This is a genomic window from Halalkalicoccus jeotgali B3, from assembly GCF_000196895.1.
Taxonomy (GTDB): domain Archaea; phylum Halobacteriota; class Halobacteria; order Halobacteriales; family Halalkalicoccaceae; genus Halalkalicoccus; species Halalkalicoccus jeotgali.
This window is the reverse complement of sequence record NC_014297.1, coordinates 1,703,106-1,728,045: the sequence shown is the minus strand read 5'-3', so window position 1 is coordinate 1,728,045 and position 24,940 is coordinate 1,703,106. Positions and strand designations below refer to the sequence as shown.

At 65.2% G+C, this 24,940-nt stretch carries 28 protein-coding genes and 1 tRNA gene; 11 read left to right on the top strand and 18 right to left on the bottom strand.

What is annotated here, in order from left to right:
- Positions 1–115 precede the first annotated feature (115 nt).
- The 3 genes from HACJB3_RS09045 (at position 116) to HACJB3_RS09035 (ending at position 3,420) form a co-directional block, all read left to right on the top strand.
- Positions 116–472 (top strand): DUF2209 family protein, encoded by a 357-nt coding sequence (locus tag HACJB3_RS09045; RefSeq protein ID WP_169312205.1) that lies wholly within the window; start codon positions 116–118, stop codon positions 470–472.
- Positions 469–1,761 carry a GTPase HflX gene (gene hflX / locus HACJB3_RS09040; protein WP_008417282.1) on the top strand — a complete coding sequence of 431 codons (1,293 nt, stop codon included), beginning with the start codon at positions 469–471 and terminating at the stop codon, positions 1,759–1,761. The genes HACJB3_RS09045 and hflX overlap by 4 nt, the downstream gene beginning before the upstream one ends.
- A gap of 234 nt (positions 1,762–1,995) precedes the next feature.
- Positions 1,996–3,420 carry an FAD-binding oxidoreductase gene (locus HACJB3_RS09035; protein WP_008417283.1) on the top strand — a complete coding sequence of 475 codons (1,425 nt, stop codon included), beginning with the start codon at positions 1,996–1,998 and terminating at the stop codon, positions 3,418–3,420.
- Between the two features lie 32 nt (positions 3,421–3,452).
- Here HACJB3_RS09035 and moaC read toward each other — a convergent pair whose 3' ends face one another.
- Entirely contained in the window at positions 3,453–3,947 is a 495-nt protein-coding gene (gene moaC, locus HACJB3_RS09030) for a cyclic pyranopterin monophosphate synthase MoaC (RefSeq protein WP_008417284.1), read from the bottom strand.
- Entirely contained in the window at positions 3,944–5,362 is a 1,419-nt protein-coding gene (locus HACJB3_RS09025; RefSeq protein WP_008417285.1) for a bifunctional ADP-dependent NAD(P)H-hydrate dehydratase/NAD(P)H-hydrate epimerase, read from the bottom strand. The genes moaC and HACJB3_RS09025 overlap by 4 nt, the downstream gene beginning before the upstream one ends.
- A gap of 98 nt (positions 5,363–5,460) precedes the next feature.
- Here HACJB3_RS09025 and HACJB3_RS09020 point away from each other — a divergent pair, with 98 nt between their 5' ends.
- Positions 5,461–5,967: a hypothetical protein gene (locus tag HACJB3_RS09020; RefSeq protein WP_008417286.1), complete on the top strand. Its 507-nt coding sequence runs from the start codon at positions 5,461–5,463 to the stop codon at positions 5,965–5,967.
- Here HACJB3_RS09020 and HACJB3_RS09015 read toward each other — a convergent pair whose 3' ends face one another.
- Genes HACJB3_RS09015 through HACJB3_RS09005 form a run of 3 tightly spaced genes read right to left on the bottom strand, consistent with a single transcriptional unit; the run spans position 5,968 to position 7,815 of the window.
- Positions 5,968–6,243, bottom strand: coding sequence for an acylphosphatase (locus tag HACJB3_RS09015; RefSeq protein WP_008417287.1), 276 nt, complete (start codon positions 6,241–6,243; stop codon positions 5,968–5,970).
- A 40-nt stretch (positions 6,244–6,283) separates the two neighbouring features.
- Positions 6,284–6,886 carry a hypothetical protein gene (locus tag HACJB3_RS09010; protein ID WP_008417288.1) on the bottom strand — a complete coding sequence of 201 codons (603 nt, stop codon included), beginning with the start codon at positions 6,884–6,886 and terminating at the stop codon, positions 6,284–6,286.
- Positions 6,887–6,921: 35 nt separating this feature from the next.
- Positions 6,922–7,815: a DNA-3-methyladenine glycosylase family protein gene (locus tag HACJB3_RS09005; RefSeq protein WP_008417290.1), complete on the bottom strand. Its 894-nt coding sequence runs from the start codon at positions 7,813–7,815 to the stop codon at positions 6,922–6,924.
- An 85-nt stretch (positions 7,816–7,900) separates the two neighbouring features.
- Between HACJB3_RS09005 and HACJB3_RS09000 the strand changes: the two genes are divergently transcribed.
- Complete coding sequence (locus HACJB3_RS09000; RefSeq protein WP_008417291.1) at positions 7,901–8,338, top strand: DUF555 domain-containing protein; 438 nt, start codon at positions 7,901–7,903, stop codon at positions 8,336–8,338.
- Between the two features lie 111 nt (positions 8,339–8,449).
- On the opposite strand, the gene HACJB3_RS08995 is transcribed toward HACJB3_RS09000, so the two are convergent.
- The 6 genes from HACJB3_RS08995 to HACJB3_RS08970 all read right to left on the bottom strand — a co-directional run bounded on the left by HACJB3_RS08995 (position 8,450) and on the right by HACJB3_RS08970 (position 12,206).
- The gene (locus HACJB3_RS08995; protein ID WP_008417292.1) at positions 8,450–8,683 is read right to left on the bottom strand and encodes a UPF0058 family protein; all 234 of its coding nucleotides are present in this window, start codon (positions 8,681–8,683) and stop codon (positions 8,450–8,452) included.
- Between the two features lie 134 nt (positions 8,684–8,817).
- The gene (locus HACJB3_RS08990) at positions 8,818–9,825 is read right to left on the bottom strand and encodes a transcription initiation factor IIB (RefSeq protein WP_013199471.1); all 1,008 of its coding nucleotides are present in this window, start codon (positions 9,823–9,825) and stop codon (positions 8,818–8,820) included.
- A gap of 172 nt (positions 9,826–9,997) precedes the next feature.
- A complete protein-coding gene (locus HACJB3_RS08985) occupies positions 9,998–10,711 on the bottom strand; it encodes a ferritin-like domain-containing protein (protein WP_008417295.1) in 714 nt (237 codons plus the stop codon).
- A gap of 182 nt (positions 10,712–10,893) precedes the next feature.
- Positions 10,894–11,223 (bottom strand): hypothetical protein, encoded by a 330-nt coding sequence (locus tag HACJB3_RS08980; protein WP_013199470.1) that lies wholly within the window; start codon positions 11,221–11,223, stop codon positions 10,894–10,896.
- Between the two features lie 128 nt (positions 11,224–11,351).
- A complete protein-coding gene (locus tag HACJB3_RS08975; RefSeq protein WP_008417297.1) occupies positions 11,352–11,627 on the bottom strand; it encodes a winged helix-turn-helix domain-containing protein in 276 nt (91 codons plus the stop codon).
- 291 nt (positions 11,628–11,918) lie between these two features.
- Positions 11,919–12,206 carry a DUF357 domain-containing protein gene (locus tag HACJB3_RS08970; RefSeq protein ID WP_008417298.1) on the bottom strand — a complete coding sequence of 96 codons (288 nt, stop codon included), beginning with the start codon at positions 12,204–12,206 and terminating at the stop codon, positions 11,919–11,921.
- 120 nt (positions 12,207–12,326) lie between these two features.
- On the opposite strand from HACJB3_RS08970, the gene trxB reads away from it, so the two are divergent.
- On the top strand, positions 12,327–13,643 hold the full coding sequence (gene trxB, locus HACJB3_RS08965) for a thioredoxin-disulfide reductase (protein WP_008417299.1): 1,317 nt from the start codon (positions 12,327–12,329) through the stop codon (positions 13,641–13,643).
- Between the two features lie 154 nt (positions 13,644–13,797).
- On the opposite strand, the gene HACJB3_RS08960 is transcribed toward trxB, so the two are convergent.
- The 4 genes from HACJB3_RS08960 to HACJB3_RS08945 form a co-directional block, all read right to left on the bottom strand.
- A complete protein-coding gene (locus HACJB3_RS08960) occupies positions 13,798–15,066 on the bottom strand; it encodes an FAD-binding oxidoreductase (RefSeq protein WP_008417300.1) in 1,269 nt (422 codons plus the stop codon).
- Between the two features lie 438 nt (positions 15,067–15,504).
- Complete coding sequence (locus HACJB3_RS08955) at positions 15,505–16,044, bottom strand: hypothetical protein (RefSeq protein ID WP_008417302.1); 540 nt, start codon at positions 16,042–16,044, stop codon at positions 15,505–15,507.
- The gene (locus HACJB3_RS08950; RefSeq protein WP_008417303.1) at positions 16,041–17,366 is read right to left on the bottom strand and encodes an NRAMP family divalent metal transporter; all 1,326 of its coding nucleotides are present in this window, start codon (positions 17,364–17,366) and stop codon (positions 16,041–16,043) included. Before HACJB3_RS08950 ends, HACJB3_RS08955 begins: the two co-directional genes overlap by 4 nt.
- Before the next feature lie 42 nt (positions 17,367–17,408).
- The gene (locus HACJB3_RS08945; protein ID WP_008417304.1) at positions 17,409–18,566 is read right to left on the bottom strand and encodes a mechanosensitive ion channel family protein; all 1,158 of its coding nucleotides are present in this window, start codon (positions 18,564–18,566) and stop codon (positions 17,409–17,411) included.
- Positions 18,567–18,751: 185 nt separating this feature from the next.
- On the opposite strand from HACJB3_RS08945, the gene HACJB3_RS08940 reads away from it, so the two are divergent.
- The 4 genes from HACJB3_RS08940 (at position 18,752) to HACJB3_RS08925 (ending at position 21,620) form a co-directional block, all read left to right on the top strand.
- Positions 18,752–19,612, top strand: a complete 861-nt coding sequence (locus HACJB3_RS08940) for a DUF7504 family protein (protein WP_008417305.1) — start codon at positions 18,752–18,754, stop codon at positions 19,610–19,612.
- Between the two features lie 40 nt (positions 19,613–19,652).
- Positions 19,653–19,934: a hypothetical protein gene (locus HACJB3_RS08935; protein WP_238532746.1), complete on the top strand. Its 282-nt coding sequence runs from the start codon at positions 19,653–19,655 to the stop codon at positions 19,932–19,934.
- Positions 19,935–20,033: 99 nt separating this feature from the next.
- The gene (dinB, locus tag HACJB3_RS08930; RefSeq protein ID WP_008417307.1) at positions 20,034–21,272 is read left to right on the top strand and encodes a DNA polymerase IV; all 1,239 of its coding nucleotides are present in this window, start codon (positions 20,034–20,036) and stop codon (positions 21,270–21,272) included.
- A 117-nt stretch (positions 21,273–21,389) separates the two neighbouring features.
- Complete coding sequence (locus HACJB3_RS08925) at positions 21,390–21,620, top strand: SelT/SelW/SelH family protein (protein ID WP_008417308.1); 231 nt, start codon at positions 21,390–21,392, stop codon at positions 21,618–21,620.
- A 12-nt stretch (positions 21,621–21,632) separates the two neighbouring features.
- Here HACJB3_RS08925 and HACJB3_RS08920 read toward each other — a convergent pair whose 3' ends face one another.
- The 3 genes from HACJB3_RS08920 to HACJB3_RS08910 are packed head-to-tail and all read right to left on the bottom strand — an operon-like array spanning position 21,633 to position 24,541.
- On the bottom strand, positions 21,633–22,751 hold the full coding sequence (locus HACJB3_RS08920) for an acyl-CoA dehydrogenase family protein (protein ID WP_008417309.1): 1,119 nt from the start codon (positions 22,749–22,751) through the stop codon (positions 21,633–21,635).
- A gap of 38 nt (positions 22,752–22,789) precedes the next feature.
- The gene (locus tag HACJB3_RS08915) at positions 22,790–24,016 is read right to left on the bottom strand and encodes an alanyl-tRNA editing protein (protein ID WP_008417310.1); all 1,227 of its coding nucleotides are present in this window, start codon (positions 24,014–24,016) and stop codon (positions 22,790–22,792) included.
- Between the two features lie 30 nt (positions 24,017–24,046).
- Positions 24,047–24,541, bottom strand: a complete 495-nt coding sequence (locus tag HACJB3_RS08910; RefSeq protein WP_008417311.1) for a helix-turn-helix domain-containing protein — start codon at positions 24,539–24,541, stop codon at positions 24,047–24,049.
- 131 nt (positions 24,542–24,672) lie between these two features.
- Here HACJB3_RS08910 and HACJB3_RS08905 point away from each other — a divergent pair.
- Positions 24,673–24,757 (top strand) — tRNA-Leu (locus HACJB3_RS08905).
- The last annotated feature ends 183 nt before the right edge of the window (positions 24,758–24,940 follow it).

Here is a 24,940-nt window from a genome sequence, read left to right as displayed (position 1 = left end):
GACCCTCGCGAGGACGGCGCGGGATTCAAGTCGACCGGGGCCGTACTTCCGTCTATGGTCGTGTGGCAACCGCTCGGCGCCGAGGTGGAGGCCCGGCGCGGCTGAGGTGGTCGGCATCGATATCAGCGGCCGTCACGAGGAGCGTGGCGAGTACCTGATGGTCGGTGCCGCCGTGGCCGCGAGCGTCGGCTCGAACCGGATCCGTGAAGTGACCGGAATCGGGCTCGCGACCAGCCGGCTTGAGCCCACACTCGAGGCCACCCTCTCGATCGCCGACGAGGCCATCGGGGCGCTTCCGGACCTGCCCGAGGGCCCGGTCGTCGCCGAGCGCGGGGAGTTCTACGAGGAACCCGAACGGGCGGTCGGGGCGTCGTTCGCCCCGGAGTTCAAGTACGTCGAGTCGATCGGGGAGCGACGGACCATCGAGATCGCCCACCACGCCGCCTACGCCACACGAGCGCTCATACTATGAATACGGTCATCGTCAAACGAGTAGACGAGGGGACAGCCGACACGAACGAGATCCGGGACCTGGCTCGCGCCGCGGGCTATACCGTCCTCGATGAACTGACACAGACGCGCACCGAGGACGCCGCCTACCACATCGGCGAGGGGAAGGTCGCCGAGCTGTCGAGTCTCGTCGCCCGAACGGGTGTCGAGACCGTGATCTTCGACAACCGGCTCGGCCCCTACCAGATCTACAACATCGGTCGGGAGATACCCGAGGACGTCGAGGTGATCGACCGCTTTACGCTGATCCTCGATATCTTCGGCCAGCGCGCCCAGACTCGAAAGGCCCAACTGCAGGTCGAACTCGCCGAGTTGCGCTACGAACTGCCCCGTGTGGACGCGAAGGTCAGCCTCGCAAAACGCGAGGAACACCCCGGGTTCATGGGGCTCGGCGAGTACGACGAGTCCCGCGAACGGGACATCAAATCCCAGATCAGCCGGATCAAGGAGGAACTGGCCTCGATCGCCGAAACCGAAGAACACAGGCGAGAAGAGCGCCGCGAGTCGGGGTTCGACCTCGTGGCGCTGGCGGGCTACACCAACGCCGGGAAATCCACGCTCCTGCGACGCCTCGCTGCGGACCTCGCGGTCGACGAGAACGAGGACCTCCACCCGGACCTCGACACCACCGCGGAATCGGAAGACCGGCTATTCACCACGCTGGGGACGACCACCCGACGGGCCGACATGGAGCGGGACGTCCTCCTGACCGACACGGTCGGGTTCATCAGCGACCTGCCCCACTGGCTCGTCGAGTCCTTCCGCTCGACGCTTGACGAGGTCTACCGAGCCGATCTCGTTCTCCTGGTCGTGGACGTCAGCGAGCCGATCGAGGAGATCCGCGAGAAAGTCGTAACCTGTCACGACACGCTCTACGAACGAAACGAGGCGCCCATCGTCACCGTGTTGAACAAGATCGACGCCGTGGACGAAGCGGAGCTCGAAGAAAAACGCGCGGCCCTGTCGGCGCTCGCACCCGACCCCGTCGCCGTCAGCGGCAAGGAGGGACTGAACGTGGAGGCACTCACGGACCGGATCGCCGCGGACCTACCCCCCTTGCGCGAGGAGCGACTCGTCTTGCCGATGGCAGAAGACACCATGAGCCTCGTCTCGTGGCTCTACGATAACGCCTGCGTCGAGGAGGTAACCTACGACGCCGACCAGGTGCTCGTGGAGTTTGCGGCCCGGCCGTCGGTGATCGAGCGCTCCCGGTCGAAAGCGAGCGAGTTGACTATCCCGGAGTCGGCCTGATCGGATCCCAAGTGCCGGCCGTTACGGTATCAGTTCGGCCTGTCCGTTCGTAGACCGCCGTCGGCCCCACTCGGATCCATCGACGACAGCGAGCGTGGACGATCGACGGACGGGACCGAGTATCGGGCGCGCGATCCGCCCGACACCGGCTATAACGACACGTCCGAGGAACGGTAGCTACTATTACTGTACACTTGAATAGGTTTATCGACTTAGATGTAGTGTCATTCAACCATGGGAACGACGACACCACCGGGCGAAGGGAGCGAACGAGTACCCGAAAAGCGCCTGCGGGCGTTGGCCGAGCGGTTCGACGGGGCGCTGATTGGCCCCGAGGACGGGAAATACGACGAGGCCCGGAGTGTCTGGAACGGGATGATCGACCGGTTCCCGGCCGTCATCGCCGGCTGTGCGGGCGTCGAGGACGTTCTCGTGGCTATCGAGTTCGCCCGCGAGAGCGAGTTGCCGGTCGCGGTGCGTGGCGGCGGGCACAACGTCTCGGGTACCGCCGTCTGTGACGACGGGATCGTGATCGACCTCTCGGGGATGACGGCCGTCCGCGTCGACCCCGACCGCCGGGTCGTTCGTGCCGAAGGCGGAGCGACGTGGGCCGACGTCGACCGGGCGACCCAGCGGTTCGGCCTGGCGACGCCCGGGGGCGTGGTCTCGGAGACGGGGATCGCGGGGCTGACCCTCGGCGGCGGTCTCGGCCACCTGCGGCGAAAGCACGGCCTGAGCTCTGATGCGCTCGTCTCCGTCGAGGTCGTCACCGCCGAGGGAACGGTTCTGACCGCCGACGAGGAGACGAACCCCGACCTGTTCTGGGCGGTTCGGGGCGGTGGCGGAAACTTCGGCGTCGTCACGGCCTTCGAGTACCGACTGTACCCGGTCGGTCCGACGGTGACGACGTGTTTCGTCTGGCACCCCGGGGATCGGGTGGGCGACGCGCTCCGACTGTTTCGCGAGTACGCCGCGTCGGCCCCCGATGAGGCAAGCGTGTTGGCGTTTCACGCCGTCGTCCCCGAGACGGCGGAGTTCCCCGAGGAGGCGTGGGGCGAGGCAGCCCTCGTCTTCCTCGGATGTTACGCTGGCGATCGGGTCGACGGCGAACACGTGTTTCGACCCCTTCGGGAGGTCGCCGATCCGATCGTCGATTTCAGCGGCGAGACGGAGTACGCCGACTTCCAGGCGCTTCTCGACGAGGACTACCCCGACGGATTGAACTACTACTGGAAGTCGCTCTACCTGACCGATCTGAGCGACGAGTGCATCGAGCGCCTCCTCGCCGCCGGCGAGCGCGCGCCCTCGGCGCTCTCGACCGTCGACGTCTGGCAACTCGGGGGTGCGATTGCCCGCGTTGATCCCGACCACACCGCGTTCGCACACCGCTCGGAGCCGTTCTTGCTCGGTATCGAGGCCAACTGGGAGGATCCCGACGATGCGGAAGAAAACGTCGCGTGGGCTCGCGAGGTCTGGGTGGAGATGCGGCCGTTCTCCTCCGATGCGATCTACGTGAACTTCCCCGGGTTCCTCGACGAGCGAGAGGACGTCCCGCGGGCGGCCTACGGCGAGAACTACGACCGGCTGGTCGAGGTGAAAAACAGGTACGACCCCTCGAACCTGTTTCAGGCGAACCAGAACGTCACGCCGACGGTCTGAGGCACTTCGGGTACTCCTCGCCGCCGGGTCCGCTATTCGAGCGCCCGTTTTTCTTTCCTCACGACCCGCACGTCTTCGATCCGGGTTCCGGGATACTGCCCCTCGCTGTCCTTCTCGGCGGCCTTGACCATGTCCCAGACCACGTTCAGCCCCGTCGTCACCCCTTCGAGAGCCTCCATCTCGCAACCGGTCTTCCCGGTGGTTTCGACGCCGACCTCGAGTCGGACGTGATCCTCGTCGACCTCGAATTCGACCTCAACGTTCGTGATCGGGATCTGGTGGCACATGGGGATCGTCTCCCACGTGTGTTTGACCGCCTGGATCGCTCCGATCCGAGCCGTCGCGAGGACGTCACCCTTTTTGGTGCTGTTTTCGCGGATCGCCCGGATCGTCGACTCCCGGAGGTGGATCTCCCCGGTGGCGACCGCCCGCCGGGCGGTGTCGGACTTCTCCCCGACGTCGACCATTCGGGCCTCGCCCGACTCGTCGACGTGCGTCAGGTCGTGGTCGTCACCGGGGTCGCTCATCGCTCCCCCCAGACGACCTCGGGCACCTCGTCGAGCAGGTCGGACGCGAGCAGACCGCCGCCCCTATCGAGGCGTTCTGCGGCCCGACCGTTGGCGTAGGCGGCCGCGGCGGCGGCGTTCAGGGGATCGTTGTCCTTCATGAACGCGGCGGTGATCCCCGCGAGCGTATCGCCGGTGCCCCCGACGGTCATCCCGGGGGTGCCCCGCGTCGAGATCCGGGTTCGCTCGCCGTCCGAGACCACGTCGGCCTCGCCTTTCGCCATGACGACGTGGCCCAACTCGGCGGCAAACCGTTCGATATCGTCGGCTCCCGCCTCTAGATCGTCGAGTTCGGGCCCGCCCATTCCCGCCAACTCCTTGCGGTTCGGGGTGCAGATCAGCGTCGCCTCGGTCTCGACCTCGGGGACGACCGAGAGCGCGTCGGCGTCGACGACCATCGGTCCCTCGAACTCCTCGAGGAACGTACGGGCCGCTTCGAGGGTCTCCTCTGCGGTACCGAGGCCCGGACCGAGTACGACCACGTCGTCGTGTTTCGTCGCCGTCTCGATCAGGCCGTCTACCTCCTCGGTGCTCAGGCGCTCGCTCTCGTAGGCCTGAACGATCAGGTCCTCCGTGTAGCCCGCGAGCACGTCTTCGATGGATTCGGGACAGGCCAGAAAGGACAGGTCCGCACCCGATCGAAGCGCCGCCTGCGCCGAGAGGGCCGGCGCGCCCGTGTAGGGGCCCCCGCCGATGACGAACACCCGGGTTTCGGCGTCGGGTGCCGGCGATCCCAGTTCGAGGTCGCCCGGTCCAACGTAGCGCTCGGCGGCGCCCGGGATGCCGATGTCGGCCACCCGAACCTCGCAGTCGAGATCCGCCAGTCCCGGCTTCCCGTCGTGGAAGGTGATCACGCGGTCGGCGGAAACGGCGTTTTCGGGGACCTCGCCGGAGTCGGCGTCCACACCCGAGGGGACGTCGACCGAGATCACGGTCGCGTCGGATGCGTTGATCTCGCGGGCGGCCGTCGCCTCGGGCTCTCGCAGATCGCCGCTGATCCCAGTCCCGAGCATGGCGTCGACGATCACCTCGGGATCGCCCACCTCCAAGTCCGCCGAGTCGGCGACGGTTTCGCAGGGATAGTTCGCCGCCTCGAGTGCCGCCCAGTTCTCGCGGGCGATCTCGGTCGTGATCGTCTCGGGCTTGCCAAGCAGGTGAACCGAGAGATCGAAGGCGTCGAGAAACCGGGCGGCGACCAGTGCGTCCCCGCCGTTGTTTCCCCGGCCGGCGACCACCGTAACGGTATCGCCCTCACTTGCCTCCTCGCGGACGGCGCGGGCGACGGCGTTGCCGCTCGACTCCATGAGTTGCTTCTGTGAGACGCCGAGCGCTTCGGCGTTGCGGTCGACCGCACCCATCCGTGCTGCCGTGATCATACGCGGGCTTCGAGGGGACGGTCGTTGAAGATTGCGGACGTCGGAATAGGACAGTGGCCGGACGACGCTCTCATTTCGCTCCGATCTCTCCCCTACGTATGAACGTCTTCTGGCTCGACGAGGACCCGCGACTGGCCGCTCGCTATCACTGCGATCAGCACGTCAACAAGATGCTGCTGGAGGCGGCACAGGTCCTCTGTACCGCGGCCAGGGAGAACGGCTACGAGGCCGACTTTCTCTACAAGTCGACCCATACCGGCCACCCCGTGACGAAGTGGGCTGGCGAGTCGCGGGCGAACTGGCTCCGGCTTCGCGAGCACGCCCGTGCACTCAACACCGAGTTCACAGAGCGCTACGGCAAGGAGGAGAACCACGCCAGTTGGGACGTCATCGAGCGGATCGACTCCGGAGGGATAGCCTTTCCCACGGCGGAGCCGACGCCTCGCCCGCAGGCGATGCCCGAGGAGTACAAACGCGAGGATCCCGTCGAGGCCTACCGGGCGTACTACGCCGGCGAAAAGGCCGCGTGGGCCGAGTGGAACCACACCGACGAACCGCCGTGGCTCGCGGCGTACGCACCCGACGGCCGTCGGAGTGAGCGGTAGCTACCGACGGATCTCGAAGCCCTCGATCCCCTCGGGCTCGCCGTACTCGACTTCGACGTCCTCGACCTGTGCGGCCGGCGACCCCTCGTGACACCAGCCGACCATCGCCTCGACGTCCTCCCTCGTCCCCTCGAAGACCGCCTCGACCCGGCCGTCATCGACGTTTCTCACCCAGCCCGAGACGCCGTGTTCGCGGGCGGTATCGCGCGTACTTGCGCGGTAGTAGACGCCCTGTACGGTTCCCGAGGCGAAGAGGTGTGCGCGTGTGCGGGACATGGGTCGACGTCATCCCCCAGCGGTAAAGTTCCTCCCCGTCTCACGACCGCCGGGCGCTGATGCTGCGTTTGACCCCGCTCGCCCACTTCTCGAGGCGCTCCGCCCCGCCGTTGACCCGCTCGCTGACGTTGTGCAGGCGGGTGAGATACCACGGCTTTCGCCAGTAGAACGACTCGATCTCGAAGGGGATCCCGTCGGGATACGTCCCGCTGTGGTAGTTCCCGAGGAACGTCCGGGTCATCTCGACGCCCCGCTCGGGGCTACAGCCGGTCGCGGCGTAGTGTTTGATCGGGTTGGTGATCCAGGAGTACTCCCAGTGAGCGTAGACCTCGACGCTCTCGCCGACATCGTGGAGAATGACGTGCAGTTGCCAGTCCGCGAGCGGAGACTCGCGCCAGGCCCACGAGCCATCGGAGATGTTGCCATCGATGCGAACTTTGAGCGAGGAGACCACGTTTCGCCGGAAGCCCGCGTTCGCGAGCAGCGTTTCGAGTTCCGGCTGGGACATCTGGACGGTCCCGACGTACTCCTCCTCGGTGTTGTCGGTCATCGCATAGCCCCCGAACGCCCAGTCGAACAGCCGGTGGATCGGCGGCTTGATCGCCCGTCGGGCAGCGTTCAACCGATTCGGCGCCGAGTCCATTGCCTCTCGCTAGGACGGTCGGGGCCTATAGCCTTTCATTCTCCGGCTTCGGCCGTCCCGGCCGTCCGGAGGTGATGAAAGACGTACGTCTGGGCGTAGCCCGCGTACTCTCCCCCGAGGCGCTCGCGGATCGCCCGCGAGGTCTCGCGGTATGAGTCCCGGTCACACTCCGGATAGTACTCCTCGATGGCCGACCGGATCCACGTATCCAGCGGCACGGCCTCGAGGTAGCCCAGCGAGAACAGCAGTACGCAGTCGGCGACCTTGTTTCCGACGCCGACAAAGCGCGTGAGGAACTCGCGGGCGGTCTCGTAATCCAGCCCCCGGGCCTCCGCGGGGTGGGCTTCGCCACCGGCGACCATCTCCGCCGTGCGCTTGACGTAGGGGGCGCGATACCCCAACGAACAGTCGCGCAGTTCCTCGACGCTCGTGCTCGCCAGCTGGTCGGGCGTCGGAAACGCGTGGTAGGTGCGTCCATCGACGTCCAGGCTCGCCCCGAACCGGTCGGCAAGCGTCGTCTGCATTCCGTGTATTCGCCCGACGCGCATCTGTGCCGAACAGATGAACGAGATCAGGCAGGCGAAGACGGGGTCGTTGACGATCCGTAGCCCCCTGTGGGCGGCGTAGGCCTCGCATAATAGCGGGTCGTCGGGGCCGGTCCCGACGATCGCGTCTAGGTCGTCGTCGAGCCTGAGGAGCCGACGCAAGTACGGAACCGCATCGGTCGTCGACTCCCACTCGAGTGCGCGGTCAGTCTGGCGGACCCGGATCAGATTCCCGTCGAGGACCGTGTGGTACCACCCACCCGGAACGCCCTCGTACAGCAGACCGTCCTCGCGTCGCCAGCGATAGGACTGGCCGCTCTCGAGGGTCGCTCGGAGATCGAGGCCGCCGGGACACGTTTCAAGCGGGATCGTCCCACGTTCCATCGCTCTTTCTCGGGAGAGTGAACGCTTGTGGGTTGTGGTTTCGAGGCAACATTCATGCACCTGGCTCGTGATGTTCACAGTGACCATGGACTGTCGAGTTGTCGTTGAGGCGGCCGTTCCGGTGTACGACGTCTCCACGGCCGACGAGGCCGTACGGATCGCCATCTCGAAGACCGGCGAGATGCTCAATCCCGACCTGAACTACGTCGAGATCTCGATGGGCTCGCGTACGTCCCCGGGCGGCGAGGAACTCGAACCCGTCTTCATCGTCGCCGACGAGGCACTCGTTGCCCTCGAACTCGAGATGACGGTCTTCAACGTCGAGCGCGAGGAACACGCCTCGCGGATCGCCCGCAAGGAGATCGGCCAGCGCCTGCGCAACATCCCGCTCGACGTTCTGGAGGTCGAAATCATCGAATCGGACGACGAGGAGGAAGCCGACGCCGACGAGGAGGGAGACGGGGACGAACGGGGAGACGGCGGCGAGGAGATGTTACCGGAGTTCGACGACCTACTCGAGTAGCGGTGAAACGGCGACACCTCTCCGATTAACGACAGTCTTAATTCGGTTATCGACGCCAAACGCCGGCGGCGGCGCTCGTCGACGATAGGACGTCCGAAGAACGTCTGAGGCTCAGTCGGCCTGTGCGGCGACCGCTTCCTGTGACTCTTCGGTGATGTCGGACGTGATGCCGGTCGCGATGGCGAAGACGGCAGCTTTGTGGTCAGTCTTCGATTTGTGAATCGAAGTGGGCCGTACGCCCAGCGACTCGTACTCCTCGAAATCGGGGGTGCCAGCGTGTTGCTCGTAGTGGTTCGAAACCTCTGCCAGCAGGCCGTGAAGGTGGATGAGCTCCTGCTTTTTCATGAGCACTCAACCGTTACAGTTGCAGGGTTATATTAGTATCCTGAGTTCCATTGACACACGTAGAATCAGTGACAGAGGGCGGGTAAGCGCCGGATACGCGGACTTATTCATTGCCTAACACCTTCAAGCTCGATTCAGTCCGCGACTTCCGCGCTCGCTGCGCCCGCTGCGGGGCTCGTATCATCGGCCTGAAGCAGCTCCTTGTACCGGTTTCGGATCGTCACCTCGGAGATGTTCGCGACCTCGCTCACTTCAGCCTGCGTGACCTTCTCGTTTGTCAACAGGGCCGCGGCGTAGACCGCCGCGGCCGCGAGTCCCACGGGCGATTTCCCGCTGTGGATGCCCGACTGCTTCGCGTTCGAGAGCAGTTCGCGCGCGCGGTGTTCGGCCTCGTCCGAGAGTTCGAGGTCCGAAGCGAACCGGGGAACGTAGCTCTCGGGGTCTGCGGGCTGGACCTCCAGATCGAGTTCCCGGATTACGTACCGGTACGTGCGGGTGAGCTCCATCCGATCGATCCGCGAAACCTGGACGATCTCGTCGAGGCTTCGCGGCGTGCCGGCCTGGCGGGCGGCCGCATAGAGGCTCGCGGTGGCGACGCCCTCGATCGACCGGCCGGGCAGGAGATCCTCCTCGAGCGCCCGTCGGTAGATCACGCTCGCGGTCTCCCGGACGTTCTTCGGGAGGCCCAATGCGCTCGCCATCCGGTCGATCTCGCCGAGTGCCTGCTTGAGGTTTCGCTCCTTGGAGTTTCGCGTGCGAAAGCGCTCGTTCCACGTGCGGAGGCGTTGCATCTTCTGGCGCTGGCGGTTCGAAAGCGTGTTGCCGTAGGCGTCCTTGTTCTGCCAGCCGATATTGGTCGAGAGACCCTTATCGTGCATCATCGTCGTGGTGGGCGCGCCGACACGCGACTTCTGGTCGCGCTCGGCGGAGTCAAAGGCGCGCCACTCGGGCCCGCGATCGATCTCGTTCTCCTCGACAACGAGGCCACAGGCTGAACAGACCGTCTCGCCGTGTTCGGTGTCCGTCTCGAGACGGCCGCCACACTCGGGACAGGTGAGTTCGGTCTCGTTTTCGGTCGTCTCCTCGGTCTCCTCTCGTTCGGTCTCGGCGACCGACTCGTTAGTGAATGTTCGTTCTTTCATGGGTATGATCGTATGACGGCGAGAGTGCGCTCCGGCGGGAGTATCCCTTGAAGAAATCCCGGAGGCCTCGTTGCTTCCTAACACTATGTAACACCGAAAGCTACTTAAATGTTTCGTATATACCTTTGGTGATCGATCGTGAAGAACTGGAGGAAGGAGGCGTCAGACGGGGTTACTCGACGATGAAGGGGGCGGCGCGTTCGAGGACCTCCTCGCGGCTCAGCGCCTCGTCGAACGCCGCCGGGAAGCCGACTTCGCCACCGAGGACACGCAGGAACGATGCGTGGCGGGCCTCGACCGAGTGGATGCTCAGGGCCGGGGGAACGAGTTCCGCGTTCTGAATCGACGGAGCCGCACCGGCGTAGGCGCCGACGCCGGTGTCCTCGAGGATCGCGGCGGTAACGAGGAACTCGTCGGGGTCCTCGACCGCGGTACCGAAGTCGAACTCCGGTTGTTCGATCGGGTCACCGCCGAGGTCTTCGATGGTCTTCCCGAGCACCTCGGCGTGGGCGAACTCGTGGTCGCGGATGACCGTGAGGTCGTCGAAGACGCGCGTACGAATCGGCTGGCCGAAGTCCGCGAGGAGCGACGCATCCAGCAGACCCGAACAACCGAGGGTGTCGAGGCCCCGACGGTAGAACTCGGCCTCGAGGAATTCGAGGGTCCGCGCGTAGTTCAGGATGGCAATGTCGTCCTCGAACTCGCCGCTCATCCCACTGTCATCCATCCCGCCGCCGTGTTCGTCGGCCGCGACCGCTCCGACCGGTCCGCCGAGGCCGAACGCTCCGGCCCCGACCAGCGCCGAGGCAGCCATGAAGCGTCGTCGTGATGTGCTGTTCGTCTTCTTTCGGTTCGTTCCGTCGTTCGTGGGGTCGGTCTCTCGCATGGTTGGGTGCGCGTTTGCGCGGTTGGAACGACGACGGATCGCTAAAAGAGCGTTTTCCGAACCACGTCCGTACTCCATCCGGAGACTCTCCCAATTTCGTCCATCGTCCCGGTCGATCGGGGTTCAAACGGTATTGGGGTTCGAAAACCGGAGGGGGGTGCGAGCCGTTCGAGGGCGTCGGTTCAGTCCCACGTCACCCACGCGAGAAAGAGCAGGGCGACCGTTTCGAGGACGTGAAGCAGCATCATCGCGCGCCAGGCGATGGCGGGGACGGCGGTCGCGAACCACCCGGCGAGCATCGGATCGATCATGTAGTAATAAAGCGCGAGGGCGTTCTCCGCGAGCAGGAGAATCGAGAAGACGAGCAGCCCGAGGGTGTGTTTCGACCGGAACTGCCAGTAGTTGCGCGCCCAAATGGCGCCCAGAACGGCCAACAACAGGACGTTCGCACTGACCGAAATTCGGGCAACCGTCGGCCAGATACCGGGGTCGGTCTGAAGCGGTGCCCACACCGTCGCTACGAGGGAGGGCGGGATCGGGGGGGCTCCGATAGTCGTGGCGATGGCTGCTGTCCAGGGACCCATCTACGATCCCCCTTTCCGCCGCGTTCGGATATACACTTTCCCAAATTCGTCCATACTCATTCTACCCGTTCGGTGATCGTTTCGACGGTTTCCCAGTGGTGCTCGACCTGATCGGTGGTCAGGTACACTGCACCGTAGTCGCCGCCGCTTTTCTGAACCATCCCGTTGTCCATCAGCACGTCGAGGTGGTGGCGGATCGTCGTGTAATCGAGGTCGAGAGCCTCGGCGAGTTGGTTCGCGTTGCGTGGCCGTTCGTCGATCGCCTGCAGGAGGCGGACGCGGTTCGGCCCCCCGCGGGTTCCGGTGAGCACGTACCAGAGAACGGCCTCCATTATCGGGACTATGACCGGTTACCGATGTAAGAATAGCGGTTCATCCCGATCGTTTACAGTACGAGCGCCCGCTTCGGTATCCAAATCCCCGTTGAGCGATTTGGATCCCTCGTCGGATTTGGTGGTCAAGAATCCCCGGCGGTCCCGACGACGTGTTCAACGGGGAGTGGGAATCGTCACTACGTCTCGTCATGATGGTGCGTTCGAGCGAAGTCGACCGCAGTAATCCCGACACCTGACGGTCAAAAGAGGGTTTTCGAACCGAGTCCACAATTCGTCCGGAGTTCGAGATCAGTCAACGGTAAACAGGTGACCGTCCCGAGGGACCGACAGCACGCCGATGCGCGCCCCGGCGTCGAGCCAGCCGTGGCCGTACGAAAAGGACGCCAGCGCGTTGACGGGGTCGTCGTTCTCCCGGAAATGCCGTCCGTCGTCGAGATACGATCGGGCCATTTCGAGACACTCGGTGGCGGCATCGGCGAGCGGACTTCCCTCGTCGCCGGCGGGTTCGGCAGCGTCGAGCGCCTCCGTAAGCAGTCTCTCGTATCGGTCGGTTTTCTCGATTAGATCGGCGGGCATATACCCGTTGTCGGCCGAGGTCGGTCCTAAGGGCTTCGGAGAGCGTCCCGCCGTCACATGTAGCGGCCGACACTGCATCGAGGACGCAAAGTAAATACCGCGCGCACATAACGTCGGCACATGAGCGACCAGCCACGAGTGGAGATCTACACGAAAAACGCCTGTCCGTACTGCGAGAAGGCGACGGACCTCTTCGACGCGAAAGGCGTCGAGTACGAACTGTACAACGTCTCGGAGGACGAGGAACTGTTCGAGGAGATGGTCGAGCGCGCCGAGGGTCGCCAGACCGCCCCCGAAGTCTTCATCGACGACGAGCTGATCGGCGGCTGGGACGAAACCAGCGCCTTCGACGAGACTGGCGAGCTCGACGAGAAGTTGGGAATCGAGTCCGAGGCGGAAGTCGAACACCGTCGCCTCGTCGTCGCCGGCAGCGGGATCGCCGGGCTGACTGCGGCAATTTATGCCGCCCGCTCGAACAACGAGCCGCTCGTCATCGAGGGGACCGAGCCGGGTGGCCAGCTCACTCTTACGACCGACGTCGCGAACTACCCCGGCTTCCCGGAGGGGATCAGCGGCCCGGAGCTGATCAACAACATGAAAGAGCAGGCGACGCAGTTCGGCGCCGACGTCATCAACGGCGTCATCGAGTCGGTCGACGACTCGGGACGGCCCTACGAGGTACGCATGAAGAACGGCGACGTCTACACCGCCGACGCCGTCATCGCCGCGAGCGGCGCGAGCGCCCGGACGCTGGGGATCCCCGGCGAGGACGAGATGATGGGCTACGGCGTCTCAACGTGTGCGACCTGTGACGGCGCGTTCTTCCGGGGCGAGGAGATGGTCGTCGTCGGCGGCGGCGACGCCGCCATGGAGGAGGCGAACTTCCTCACGAAGTTCGCCGAGAAGGTGTATCTGATCCACCGCCGCGAGGAGTTCCGCGCCGAGGACTACTGGGTCGACCGGATCGAGGAACAGGTCGAGGAGGGGAACGTCGAGATCCTCCGGAACACCGAGGTCACCGAGATCCACGGCACGCCCGAGGACGGCGTCGAGGAGGTCTCGCTCGTGACCCACCCCGAGGGGCATCCGATGGCGAAACTCGACGACCCCGAGACGGAGTCCTCCGAGCTGGACGTGGGGGCCTTCTTCATCGCCATCGGCCACACCCCCAACACCGAGTACCTCGAAGGCACAGGGGTAGAGATGGACGCCGAGGGCTACCTGCAAACGCGTGGCGAGAAGGGTGGCGGCCAGACGAAAACGGACGTTCCCGGTATTTTCGGTGCGGGCGACGTCGTGGATTATCACTACCAGCAGGCGGTCACCGCGGCCGGGATGGGCTGTAAGGCCGCAATCGACGCCGACGAATTTCTCGAAAACGAGGAACGCGGTGCGAGCACCGCCGCCGAGCCGGCGGTGGCCCAGTCCGACGACTGACTGGAACCTCGACTCGCGTCTCCCGTATCGAAACCGGCCTGTCGGACGTATCCGTGGCCGAGGCGTTCCGAACCTCGTGCTGAATATCAGGCGCGAATGTGGCAGGTCCGTCTCGGCCGTGGCACAATCGATGACTGAAACGAGTGCTCCAGCCTCAGTCCGCCGGCTGGATGTTCTGGTTCACGTCGAAGAAGTTGTCGGGATCGTACCTGGCCTTGACCTCCTGTAACCGCTCGTAATTATCGCCATACGTCGCGCGTATTCGGTCCTGGCCCTCTTCCATCATGAAGTTGATGTACGAGCCATCGGCCGAATATGGATGTAGCGCTTCCCAGTACTCTTGGGCCCATGTAGTGATCTCTTCACTCTTGGCCGAATCCGGATCAACGCCTACGATGACCATCGACCAGTTCGCGTCGCGATAACGCCAAGCGGTCTCGTCCGCGTCAACGTGGTTGACGGCCCCGTTAACGGGATAGAGGTGCATCGTTGACTGTGGCGTCGGTACCTCCCTAAAGCGCTGATGTTCTGCAATGGCCTCGTCGGTCAGGTCGCGCACGAAGTCACCTTTCCAGTACCAGTGATCTCCAGGTGGGTACAACGGATCGAACATCCCTTGGACCGTCGAATAGGGCATCTCCTCGATGTGCTCGAACAGCGGTTCGGCGATGTCGCGGGCTGGTTCGAGTACATCATCGATCCGGTCATTCGGCCCTAAATAGCACCACATCAGTCCACAGACGTTCTCGCCATGGAGTTCCTCCGGGAAGGGGTCGCCGGGCACCTCCGCGATCAAATAAAAGGCGTAGACGTCCTCGGGCGCTTGGGGCAGCCACTCACGGTACCAGCGCATGGTGGTCTCGAGTTCCTCGATCGGCCAGAACAGCGGTCCGGCGACGACCGTCTCGACTGGATGTGCCTGGAACTCGAACGAAGTGGCCACACCGAAGTTGCCGCCACCGCCGCGCAGCGCCCAGAACAGGTCCGGATGCTCGTCCTCACTCGCGTGAACCAGCCGTCCATCGGCCAGCACGACATCCGCGCTTACGAGATTGTCGATAGTCAGGCCGTACTTGCGGGTTAGATAGCCATGACCGCCGCCGAGGGTTAGCCCCCCGACACCGGTCGTGGAGATGACTCCGCTGACCGTCGCCAGCCCGAAAGCGTGGGTAGCGTGGTCGACGTCCCCCCACGTGCACCCGGCCTCGACGCGCACCGTCTGCTCGTCGGGATCGACGCGAATCCCCCTCATATCGGAAAGGTCGATGACCAGTCCATCGTCCACCAGTGCCAGCCCCGGTCCATTGTGGCCACCGCTACGGATGGCGGTCTCGAGGTCGGATTCGCGGCCGAAATTCACAGCCGCGATCACGTCCGCCACATCGACGCACTTGGCGATCACTGCCGGGTGCTTGTCGATCATCGGTTGTATATCGCGCGCGCTTCGTTGAAGTTCGGGTCTTCAGGTCGGATCAGTTCCCCCCGTAACACCCCTTCGAAATCCTCGATTCCGTTAGCGTCTACTGTCGTTGTCATTGTCTCCCCCGTCTTTCGCGCTCATCTCGATGCCTCGTCGTTTCCATCCCCTCCCAGAGAGAGCGCTAGATCACCTACGGCACAAACTACGATAGTCGTTTGCACACCTGTCATTTGCCGGAATCCGCCTCTGTAGTTACTACGTCTCCTATCGAACTCGGGGAACCTCAACTGAGTTCGAAACCAGAAGCTATAGCAGGCGGCTATATCGAGGCCCGAGCGATCGACACGCTCCGACGGGTTTCGGATCTAGTCGGAAACGGAGTGGATCATGTCACGTCTGCGAGTCCTAACCCACCGCCACTCGTATCGCAGCCTGAGACGGTCATCGTAGCTCCTCGTGCGTGTCGGCCCAGTCGGCCAATCGCCTCCTCGCCTCCCGCTCGCGACGCGAGATCAAGTCGTCGGTCCCCAGCTCCTCGCCCGCGAAGGCGTTCATCACGACGAACTCGGCGCCCTCGCAGGCGACGAGCAAGGCTTCGACGTCGCCAGCGTGCTGGAAGGGGATCGTCGCGTCGTTGACGAAGACGGCTCGGGAGGGCGGCATCGATTCGATAAGTTGTATCCCCTCGCGGGCGTTCGCCCGGGCGAGCGCCAGCGCTTTCGCCTCCGTATCGCCCTCGGCGCGCGGGGCACGCGCGTCGAGGATTCCGGTCCACGCCCGCTCAGGGAGGTGGATGAAACGGTCGAGTCGACCGCCAAGCAGGACCCCCTCGCGTTCGAGTTGGGGGGCGAACTCGAGGATCGCGACGCCCTCGGCCCCGTGTTCTTCGACCCACGCGGCGAGCGCCCGCGCGGTCTGGCGGGTCTTGCCGACGTTCGAGGGGCCGGTCAGCAGAATCCGTCCGCTCGTCGGGAGCGTCATGCCTCGACGGCAGTGGATCGCTGCGCGGTGCGGACGAACCGCACGAGCAAGAGTGCGGTTGCGAGGCCGATCCCGGCGGCGAAGACGACGACGAACGCCGAGAGCGGATCGGCGATCGCGGCGGCCTGCTCGCGGACGAACGTGCCGGCGGTGACGAGCGCCACACCGAGCAACACGAGCCCGCCGAGGTTCGCGGGCAACGAAAGGGGCTCCTCGACCACGCCGGAGTCGTTGAGCAACAGGAGGATCACGACGATCGCGAAGGGCGTACCGACCAGCCCGAACGCGAGGACGAGTACCAGAAGCGAGAAAAACGACCCTTCCAGAAAGGCCCCGAGCGCGGAGGCGAGCGCGACACAGACCACGAGCGCACGGTATCGCGGGTCAGCGACCGACTGACCCCACCCCAGTTTGTCGGCGAGCGCGTACGGCGGGACGACGGTATTGCCCCCGAGCGTGGAGACCGCAGCACCAAGCAGCCCGAGCAAGAAGAGCCACGTGGCAGCCGTGCCCACGGCGGGTTCGAGCGCTTGTCCCGCCCCGATCGCGGTGATCGTGGCGGCGTCGATCCCGGGGGTATGGAGGACGCTCGCCGCGACGAGGAAGATGGCGAGGCTGTACCCGCCGAAGGCGAGCAGCATCGACGATCCGATGTCGAAGCGGGCGAGCGCGCCGTCCGCGCGCGTCCAACCACGTGCACGCATGGTGTAGCTCTGCATCACGAGTAAGGTGACGTGGACGGCGCCGCCCAGCACACCCGCGGCGACGAGCGCGCCCGAGAGGCCCGCTGGAATCCGCGGTACCAGCCCGCCCGCGGCGGCTCCGGGGTCGATCGGGACGACGATCGCCGTCGCGACGAACAGCACCACCACGAGCGAGACGAGGAGTTTCGCGCCGACCTCGGCGATACGGTAGCCGCCGCCGGCCAGCCCGATCGCGAGGACGAGTGCCCAGAGGACGCCCCAGACCCGGGCGTCGACGCCGGTGAGAACGCTGCTCACGTCGGCGACGGTCTTCATGATCACCAACTGCGCGAGGCCGGCGGCGAGCACCACGTCGATCACGAGCACCCACGCCCACCCCGCCCCGAGGTGGGATTCGACGGTCGAGACGATCCCCCGTTCGGTAAAGAGCGCGAGGCGGGCGGCCAGATACTGCCCGAGTGCACCCAAAAGCGCAGAGAGGATCACGACCCACAAAAGCGCATAGCCGTAGCCCGCACCTGCACTCAACAAACTCGCCATCGTCGCCGGCCCCGCCGCGATCGCCCCCGCGAGCCAGGTCGGTCCCAGTCGTTTCCCGGACTCTCGTCCCGTCTCCATCATCGTCTCCGCTTTTACCCGCGAGTATATAACCGCGTGGTATTACTCGTTCCCGACCGAGACGGCGGTCGTCTCGTCCGTCGACGGGACGCCGACATCGAACCCGTCACCACGTGCGGACTGCACGCGCTGTGGGTACGGGATGGTGATCCCCTCGCGGTCGAACGCGTCCTTGATCGCCTCGATCGCGTCCGTCCTCGCGTTCCAGCGCCGGCGCATCGTGGGCTCGCCGATCCACACACGCACCTCGAGCAGGATCGAGGAGTCGGCAAAGCGCTTCGCGATCACGTGTGGGTCGGGCGAGGAGCGGATCGAGTCCAGATCCTCGACGGCCTCGACGACGACCTCGCGGGCGTAGTGAACGTCGGTTTCGTAGTCGATTCCGACCTCGACTTCGACGCGGAGCTGGTCGTTTCGCGAGAGGTTCGTGAGGTCGCTCTCGGTGATGATGTCGTTTGGCACCAGCACGTGTTCGTCGCTGAAGGTCTGGATCTTCGTGTTGAAGATCGTCACGTCCTTGACGATCCCCGAGTGGTCCTTGACTTCGATCCAGTCGCCGACACGGAAGGGGCGGGAAAACAGCAGGATGAACCCCGCAAGCACCGCCGCGAGCGTCTCGCGTGCGGCCAGTCCGACGATCGCGGTGATCGCGCCCGCGCCGATGAAGATGTTGGTCAGGTCGACCCCCCACAGCGTGAGCACGAGCGTCATCGTCCCCAGCGCGATTCCGATGTCCGAGACGTGGTAGGCGACTTCACTCTGGTGTTTGGTCAGCGACGAGGTCCGCTGGAGTTGGTCGATCGACCGGTTGGCAAAGCGAATCAGCAGGTACGCGACCAGCACGATCGCGATCGTCATGAACTGCTGGACCGCCGTCCAACGATCGATCGCGAGCGTTCTGAAGACGATATCGATGAAGTAGGTGACGTGCCAGACGATGCTCAGCGAGTAGACACCGGTGGCGACGACCGCCAGCAGCCAGATGACCCGACTGGCTTCCCCGACGTTACGGCCGTAGCGGTGATCGACGAGGGTTTCCAGGCGACGGCCGAACTTCATTGCGAGGATGACTAGCACACCGATCACCACCGTTGCGAGGAGTTGCACGCCCGTCGCCGAGAAGTACGACTGCTGTAACTCGATGATCCACTCCGTTCGGAGGGCTGCGGGGGGGTGACCTCCGGTGGTGTCAGCCGACATCTCGTTTAGCTACCTACACTCACGACGGTGATATGTTTTAGTGTTCGCCCGTCATCTGCGGGCGATCGTACCCGTAGCCTCCGAACGGGCGGCGACCGCTCTGTCGTGGGCCGTCGTCGCACAGTATGTTTATAATACATCAAGTCAAATAGATATGTAATTAGGATGTACTTACCATGTCACAGATGACTACGCACGAAGCCCGAAACGACCTGGTTCTCGCCCCGAAGACGAGCCCGGTCGAGGACATCGAGCGAGTCCTCGTGCAGGGCGAATTCACGGAGGAGTGGAACGTACTGGTCGTTGCCTACGGGTGGGATCACCGGAGTCTCAAGAAGACGTGGCACGACCGGATCGAGGAGAGACCCGCCGCCTTCGGGGCGATCTCGGTCGGCACCGGGAGCGACAGTTCGAGCGGCGCCGCGCCCATCTCCCGATCGGGGTGTGACATCACGGCTGCCGTCCGGAACCCGACGGATCTAGCGGAACTAGGGACGACGATCAGCCTGTTTCTCGACGACTGGACCGAGGGGACGACGCTCGTCTGTTTTCACTCGCTGGAGTGTCTGATCGACCGCGTCGGGTCTCGAGCGGCGTTCCGGTTCCTGCACGTCCTGACCCGACGACTCGCAGGGATCGACGCGATCTCGCAGTTCTCGCTCGATCCGTCGGCCACCGACGACCGGATCGTCCGGACGCTCGAACCACTCTTCGATTCCGTCCATGAACCGGAGGACCCGACCCCGACGATCACCCCCGAAACGGCCTTCGACGTACTGCGTGATTCCCGTCGTCAGCACGTGCTACGATATATATACGAACGCGACGGTTCGGTACCCCTCTCGGCGCTCGTCAAGCGGATCGCCCATCACGAACCCGACGCTGACGCGGATCGCATCGAGATCTCGATGCACCATTCACACCTCCCGAAACTCGAGGACGCGGGCCTGATCTCGGTCGGGGAGACCCACGTCACGGGTTGCCCTGCGATCGAGGCGCTCGAACCCCATCTCGAACTGGTCGCTGACCACGACCGTCCCGATTAGCGCCCCCATAGTATTAATCAGATAGCTGGTATGAATGGTCATGGCAGAACGAGAGACGCGTTCGGAGAGTGCCCACGAGAGGCCGACCAAAGAACGGACGACCGCGTTTCTGGCCCGTGGGATCGTCAGAACGGGATTGGTCGTCCTGGGAACCGTCCTGTTGTTGTTTGCGCTCGGGCAGGCGTTCGGTCTCGACCTGCTGGGAGCGCTCGCCGACTTCGTCGGGACGCAAACGGGACGGTGGCTCGCCGTCGCCTTCTTCGCGTTGGTAATAATCAGTGTCGCAGCGAGCGGCTGGCGGTATCGTCGTCCGCCGGCGTGAGCCTATGCAAATCGATACCAGGTGTCGTTGCGAACCTCGACGGTCGGTGTCGGTCCCGTAGCCGCGGCGCTTAACACCGGCCGCCACGCATAGTCGACGATGGGAGCGCGGCTGCCGGGTACCGAATCGGAGGCACGGATCGTCGCCCACGCCGACATGGACTGCTTTTACGCCGCCTGTGAGCGCCTTCGCGAACCCGCTCTCGAGGGCGAGCCCCTCGTCGTTGGGATGGGATACGAACCCGGCACCGACAACGGCGCAGTCGCGACCGCGAGCTACGAGGCCCGCGCCTTCGGCGTCGAGAGCGCACAGGCGATCTCGGCGGCCCTCGAACACCTTCCGCGAAAGCGGGCGGCCGCGACCGACGCGCACCTCGATATCGAACGCTCGGGCTTCTACCGCCCCGTCGACATCCCGTTCTACGAGTCGGTGAGCGAGGAGGTCCGGGGGATACTCCACGAAAACGCCGAAGTCGTCCGCGAGGTGAGCATCGATGAGGCGTACCTCGACGTCACCGAACGGACGACGTGGGACGACGCGGAGGCGTTCGCCCGGCGGATCAAAGACCGGATCGAACAGGAGATCGGCGTGGTCGCAAGCGTCGGGATCGCCCCGAACATGAGCACCGCAAAGATCGCGAGCGACGCAGAGAAACCGGACGGACTCGTGGTCGTCCAGCCCGGGGAGGTACGCGACTTTCTCGCGCCCGTTCCGGTCGAAGAGCTCCACGGCGTCGGGCCCGTCACCGCACGGACCCTCCGCGAGCGCGGGATCGGGACGGCGGGGGAGCTGGCAGGCGCGGATCGCCACGCGCTCCTCTCGGCGTTCGGCGAGCGCGGCGGGGACCTCTACGATCGGGCCCGCGGCGAGGACGACCGCGAGGTGACCCCGAAGGGACGCCCCAAGAGCCTCTCGCGTGAATCGGCGTTCGTCGAACCGACGGCCGACTACGAGGCCATCGAGGAGCGCGCGCTGGCGCTCGCTGCGGCGGTTACGGAGCGTGCCACCCGGAAGGACGCGCTCTATCGCACCGTCGGAATCAAGGTCGTCACACCGCCCTTCGACGTGAACACGCGGGCGCGCTCGCTTTCCGGTCCCGTCGACGACCCCGATCTGGTCGATCGGATCGTGCGGGACCTCCTCTCCGAGTTCGAGGGCGAGCGGATCCGAAAGATCGGCGTGCGCGTCTCGAATCTGGAGTTCGGCGCGGCCGCACAGTCGAGTCTCGACGGCTGGGTCGGGGGAGACGGTGTAGCGGGCGGATCCGGTGAGGACGACTCGGACCCCGTCGACTCGGCCGCTCGCCGGGGACAGGCGTCGCTCTCGGAGTTCGAGTGAGCCACGCCCCGTGGCGAGCGAGTCGACGACGATCGCGACACCGGCATCCGAGAGGAGTACCCGATCTCGCGGTGAGCGAGGCGGGTTTTTATCCCGAGTCCGACCGTATCGTCGTGCATGACCACCGTCGAGATCGAGTACTGCGTCCCGTGTGGCTTCCTCGAACGCGCCGAAGCCGTCCAGCACGCCCTGCTCACGAACTTCGGCGAGGAGATCGACGAACTCGTCCTCGTATCGGGCGATCACGGCATCTTCGAGGTCCGGGTCGACGGCGAGATCGTCTTCGAGAAGAGCGAGGACACGTACGACGTCGATCAGATTACGCGGGACGTCCGCGCGTACGTCTGAACCGTTCGGGAGTCACCCCAGCAGTTCGCGGGCGATCACGTTCTTTTGGATCTGGCTCGTCCCCTCGTAGATGGTCGTGATCCGCGCGTCCCGGTAGTAACGCTCAACGTCGAAGTCGGTCGTGTAACCCGCCCCGCCGTGGATCTGGACGGCCTCGTTGGTGATCTCCATCGCGGCCTCGCTCGCGAAGTATTTGGCGATGCTTGCGTCCAGACGGGGGTCCTCGCCCGCATCCTCCCTGCGGGCGGCCTCGCGGGTCAACAGCCGGGCGGCTCGTAGCTTCGTCTCCATGTCGGCGAGTTTGTGCCGGATCGTCTGGATCTCCGAGATGGGGCCGCCGAACTGCTCGCGTTCGGTGGCGTAGGCGAGCGCGTCGTCCATCGCGGCCTGTGCGAGGCCCACCGACTGGCTCGCGATCCCGATCCGCCCGCCGGTCAGGATCGAGAGGGCGGCGCTCAGCCCGCGTCCCTCCTCGGTGAGACGGTTCTCCTCGGGAACGCGCACGCCGTCGAACAGCAGGGCGGTCGTGTCGCTCGCGCGAAGCCCGAGTTTCTCCTCCTTTTTGCCGACCTCGAGTCCGTCGCTGTCGGCGGGCACGAGGAACTGCGTGATCTCGTTCTCGCCGGTCTTCGCAAAGAGGATCACGACGCCCGCCCGCGAGCCGTTGGTGATCCATTGCTTTTTCCCGTCGATGACGTACTCCTCGCCGTCGCGTTCGGCCCGGGTCGACATCTCCGCGGGATTCGATCCAGCCTCGGGTTCCGAGAGGGCAAACGCCCCGACGGGCCGGCCCGAAACCATCTCGGGAAGCCAGCGCTCCTTCAGACCGTCGGTCCCGAACCGGGCGATACAGGCGGTCGCGAGACAGTGTACCGAAAGCGCGGTCGCGACCGAGAGGTGGCCGTAGGCCAGTTCCTCGTTGACGAGACTGTAGGTCGTCCGGTCGGCGTCGAACCCGCCGTAGGCCTCGGGGACGGCGAGACCCGTCAGATCGAGGTCCGCCAGCTCGTCCCAAGCGTCCTCGGGGAACGTCTGAGTGCGGTCGGCCTCGGCCGCGCGGGGCCGGAGTTCCTCAACGGCGACTTCCCGGACAACGTCCCGGATCGCGCGCTGTTCCGCGGTGAGTTCCATGCCTCGCGTTGTATCGCGGTCGAAAAAAGATGATCGTTCTATGGGTCACGCAGGAACGACACGACCTCGGCGGGCTCGGCCGCGATCCCGCCGCCCTGAGCGAACTCCTCGCCGCCGCCTCCCCCGCCGCCGAACTCGCTCGTCAGGGCGTCGATCACCGCACCCGCGTCCGTCCCGTTCGCGCTCGCGACGACGGCCGTCGTTGGGCGCTCGTCACTTACGAGCGCGGCGACCTCGCAGTCCCCGCCGGCGAGGGCGCGCGCTCGCTCCAAAAGGGTATCACTGTCGACGTGCGGAACCGACCCGACGAGCCAGCGCTCGCCGTCGCGTTCGAGGACGTCCTCGCCCAGCGCGTCGATCCGGGCGTCCGCGATCCGCCCGAGCAACGCGGCGCGTTCGTCCTCCAGTTCCGTGATCCGTTCCCGTCGGCGCCGGATCTCCGCCGGCAGGTCCGGGACGCCGACCCCGAGTTCGCGAGCGGCGCGTTCGGCCGCCCGCCGGGTTTCCGTGCGATGTTCGATGGCGGCGGGACCGACCGCCAGTTCGACCCGGGTCAGCCCTTCGCCGGGGTTTGAGCGGCCGAGCACGCTTATCGGGCCGATCTCGCGGGTGTTCGAGACGTGCGTGCCCCCGCAGGCGGCGTCGTCCCACGATTCGGCGGTAGAGGTGGGGGTTCGATCCGCGCCGATGGACACGATCCGGACCCCCCTGTCTTCCTCGAAGACACCCTCCTCGGTCCGCGTGTTGAACGCCACCGCCTCGCGGGCACGGGCGTCCGCGACCGGAACGGTCTCCCAAGTGACGGGTCGTCCTTCCCAGACCGTGCGGTTCGCGAGCACCTCGAGTTCGATCAGTACGTCGTCGTCGATATCCGTACTCGTCTCGAAGTCGATCCGGGCCTTTCGCTCGTCGATGTCGAACCCGCCGTAGCCCAGGTCATCCAGCAGCCTGCGACCGGCCCCGTAGAGGACGTGACTCGCGGTGTGAGTCCGCATACAGTAGGTCCGAAACGCCGGATCGATCTCACAGGCGACGGTCCGGCCGGTTTCGACTCCGCTTCCGTCGGCGAGGCTGTGGACGACCGTTCCGTCCCGTGTCTGGACGTCTCGTACCGCTACCCCGTCGATTTCGCCCCTGTCCGCGGGCTGACCACCACCCTCGGCGTAGAAGTAGGTCCGGTCCAGGACGACCTCGCGGCCGTCGACGCGGTCGATACGGGCCTCGAACTCGGTCACGTACGGCTCGGCGGCTGCCGAAGCGTTCATACGGGTGGCTGTTCGCCGAGCGCTAAAAGTCTACTCGGCCAGTTCGATGTCGAGTTCGGATTCGAGATCCGCGATCAACGAGCCGCCGACGCCCGCGCGGGCGGCCCGGCCCTGTTCGACTGCCATGAGCTGTTCTTCGGGCACGTCGAGCGATTCGGCGAGTTCGTGGACCTGGAGTCCGGCGTCCTGTCTGGCCTCCTTGAGACGGTCGCCGTAGCCCGAAACGAGATAGGGAAGCGGGTCGTCGGCGTAGTTCGTCCCTTCGCGTTCCCAGCGACTCGAATCGCCGCCCTGTGAGTCCTGTATCTCGGCGATCTTTCGGGCCGCACGCTGTTTGCGGTCGCGTTCTTTCGAGCGCTCGTCGCGTTTCTTCGGGGCGTCGTCGTGGGGCGCACACGCACTACAGACCTGGAGGGTCGCGCCGGCGATGGTCGCCGTCTTCAGCGAGCCCGTCGACTCCCCACAGAGTTCGCAGGACCCGCCGTCGCCCCCGTCGGAGGAGCCGCCGGTGGAGTATTTTGCCATGAGACCGTTATGCAACCCGAACATTTGAATATACTGTCGCTCCCGGGCAGTGACAGGCCCAACCACGGGATCGGCGAAGCGAAAGCCCTTTTATGGGAGATGGAATAGAGACGGGTGCAAAGACACAACGAGCGTGGGTAGCCAAGCCAGGCCAACGGCGCAGCGTTGAGGGCGCTGTCCCGTAGGGGTCCGCCGGTTCAAATCCGGTCCCACGCATCGTGCGGTGGCACATCCACCGAAGATGCAGGTGATTCCGCCGGGCACCGCTCGGCGGCCGGTCGACACACGACCGGTCCCTTCGCGGACATCACCCACGCACAATCCTTCCGACGCGATACCGATCAGCGGCGCAACTCGTCCTCGACGGGCGGCGTTCCGCTGTGTCCTCGCTTCTCAGGA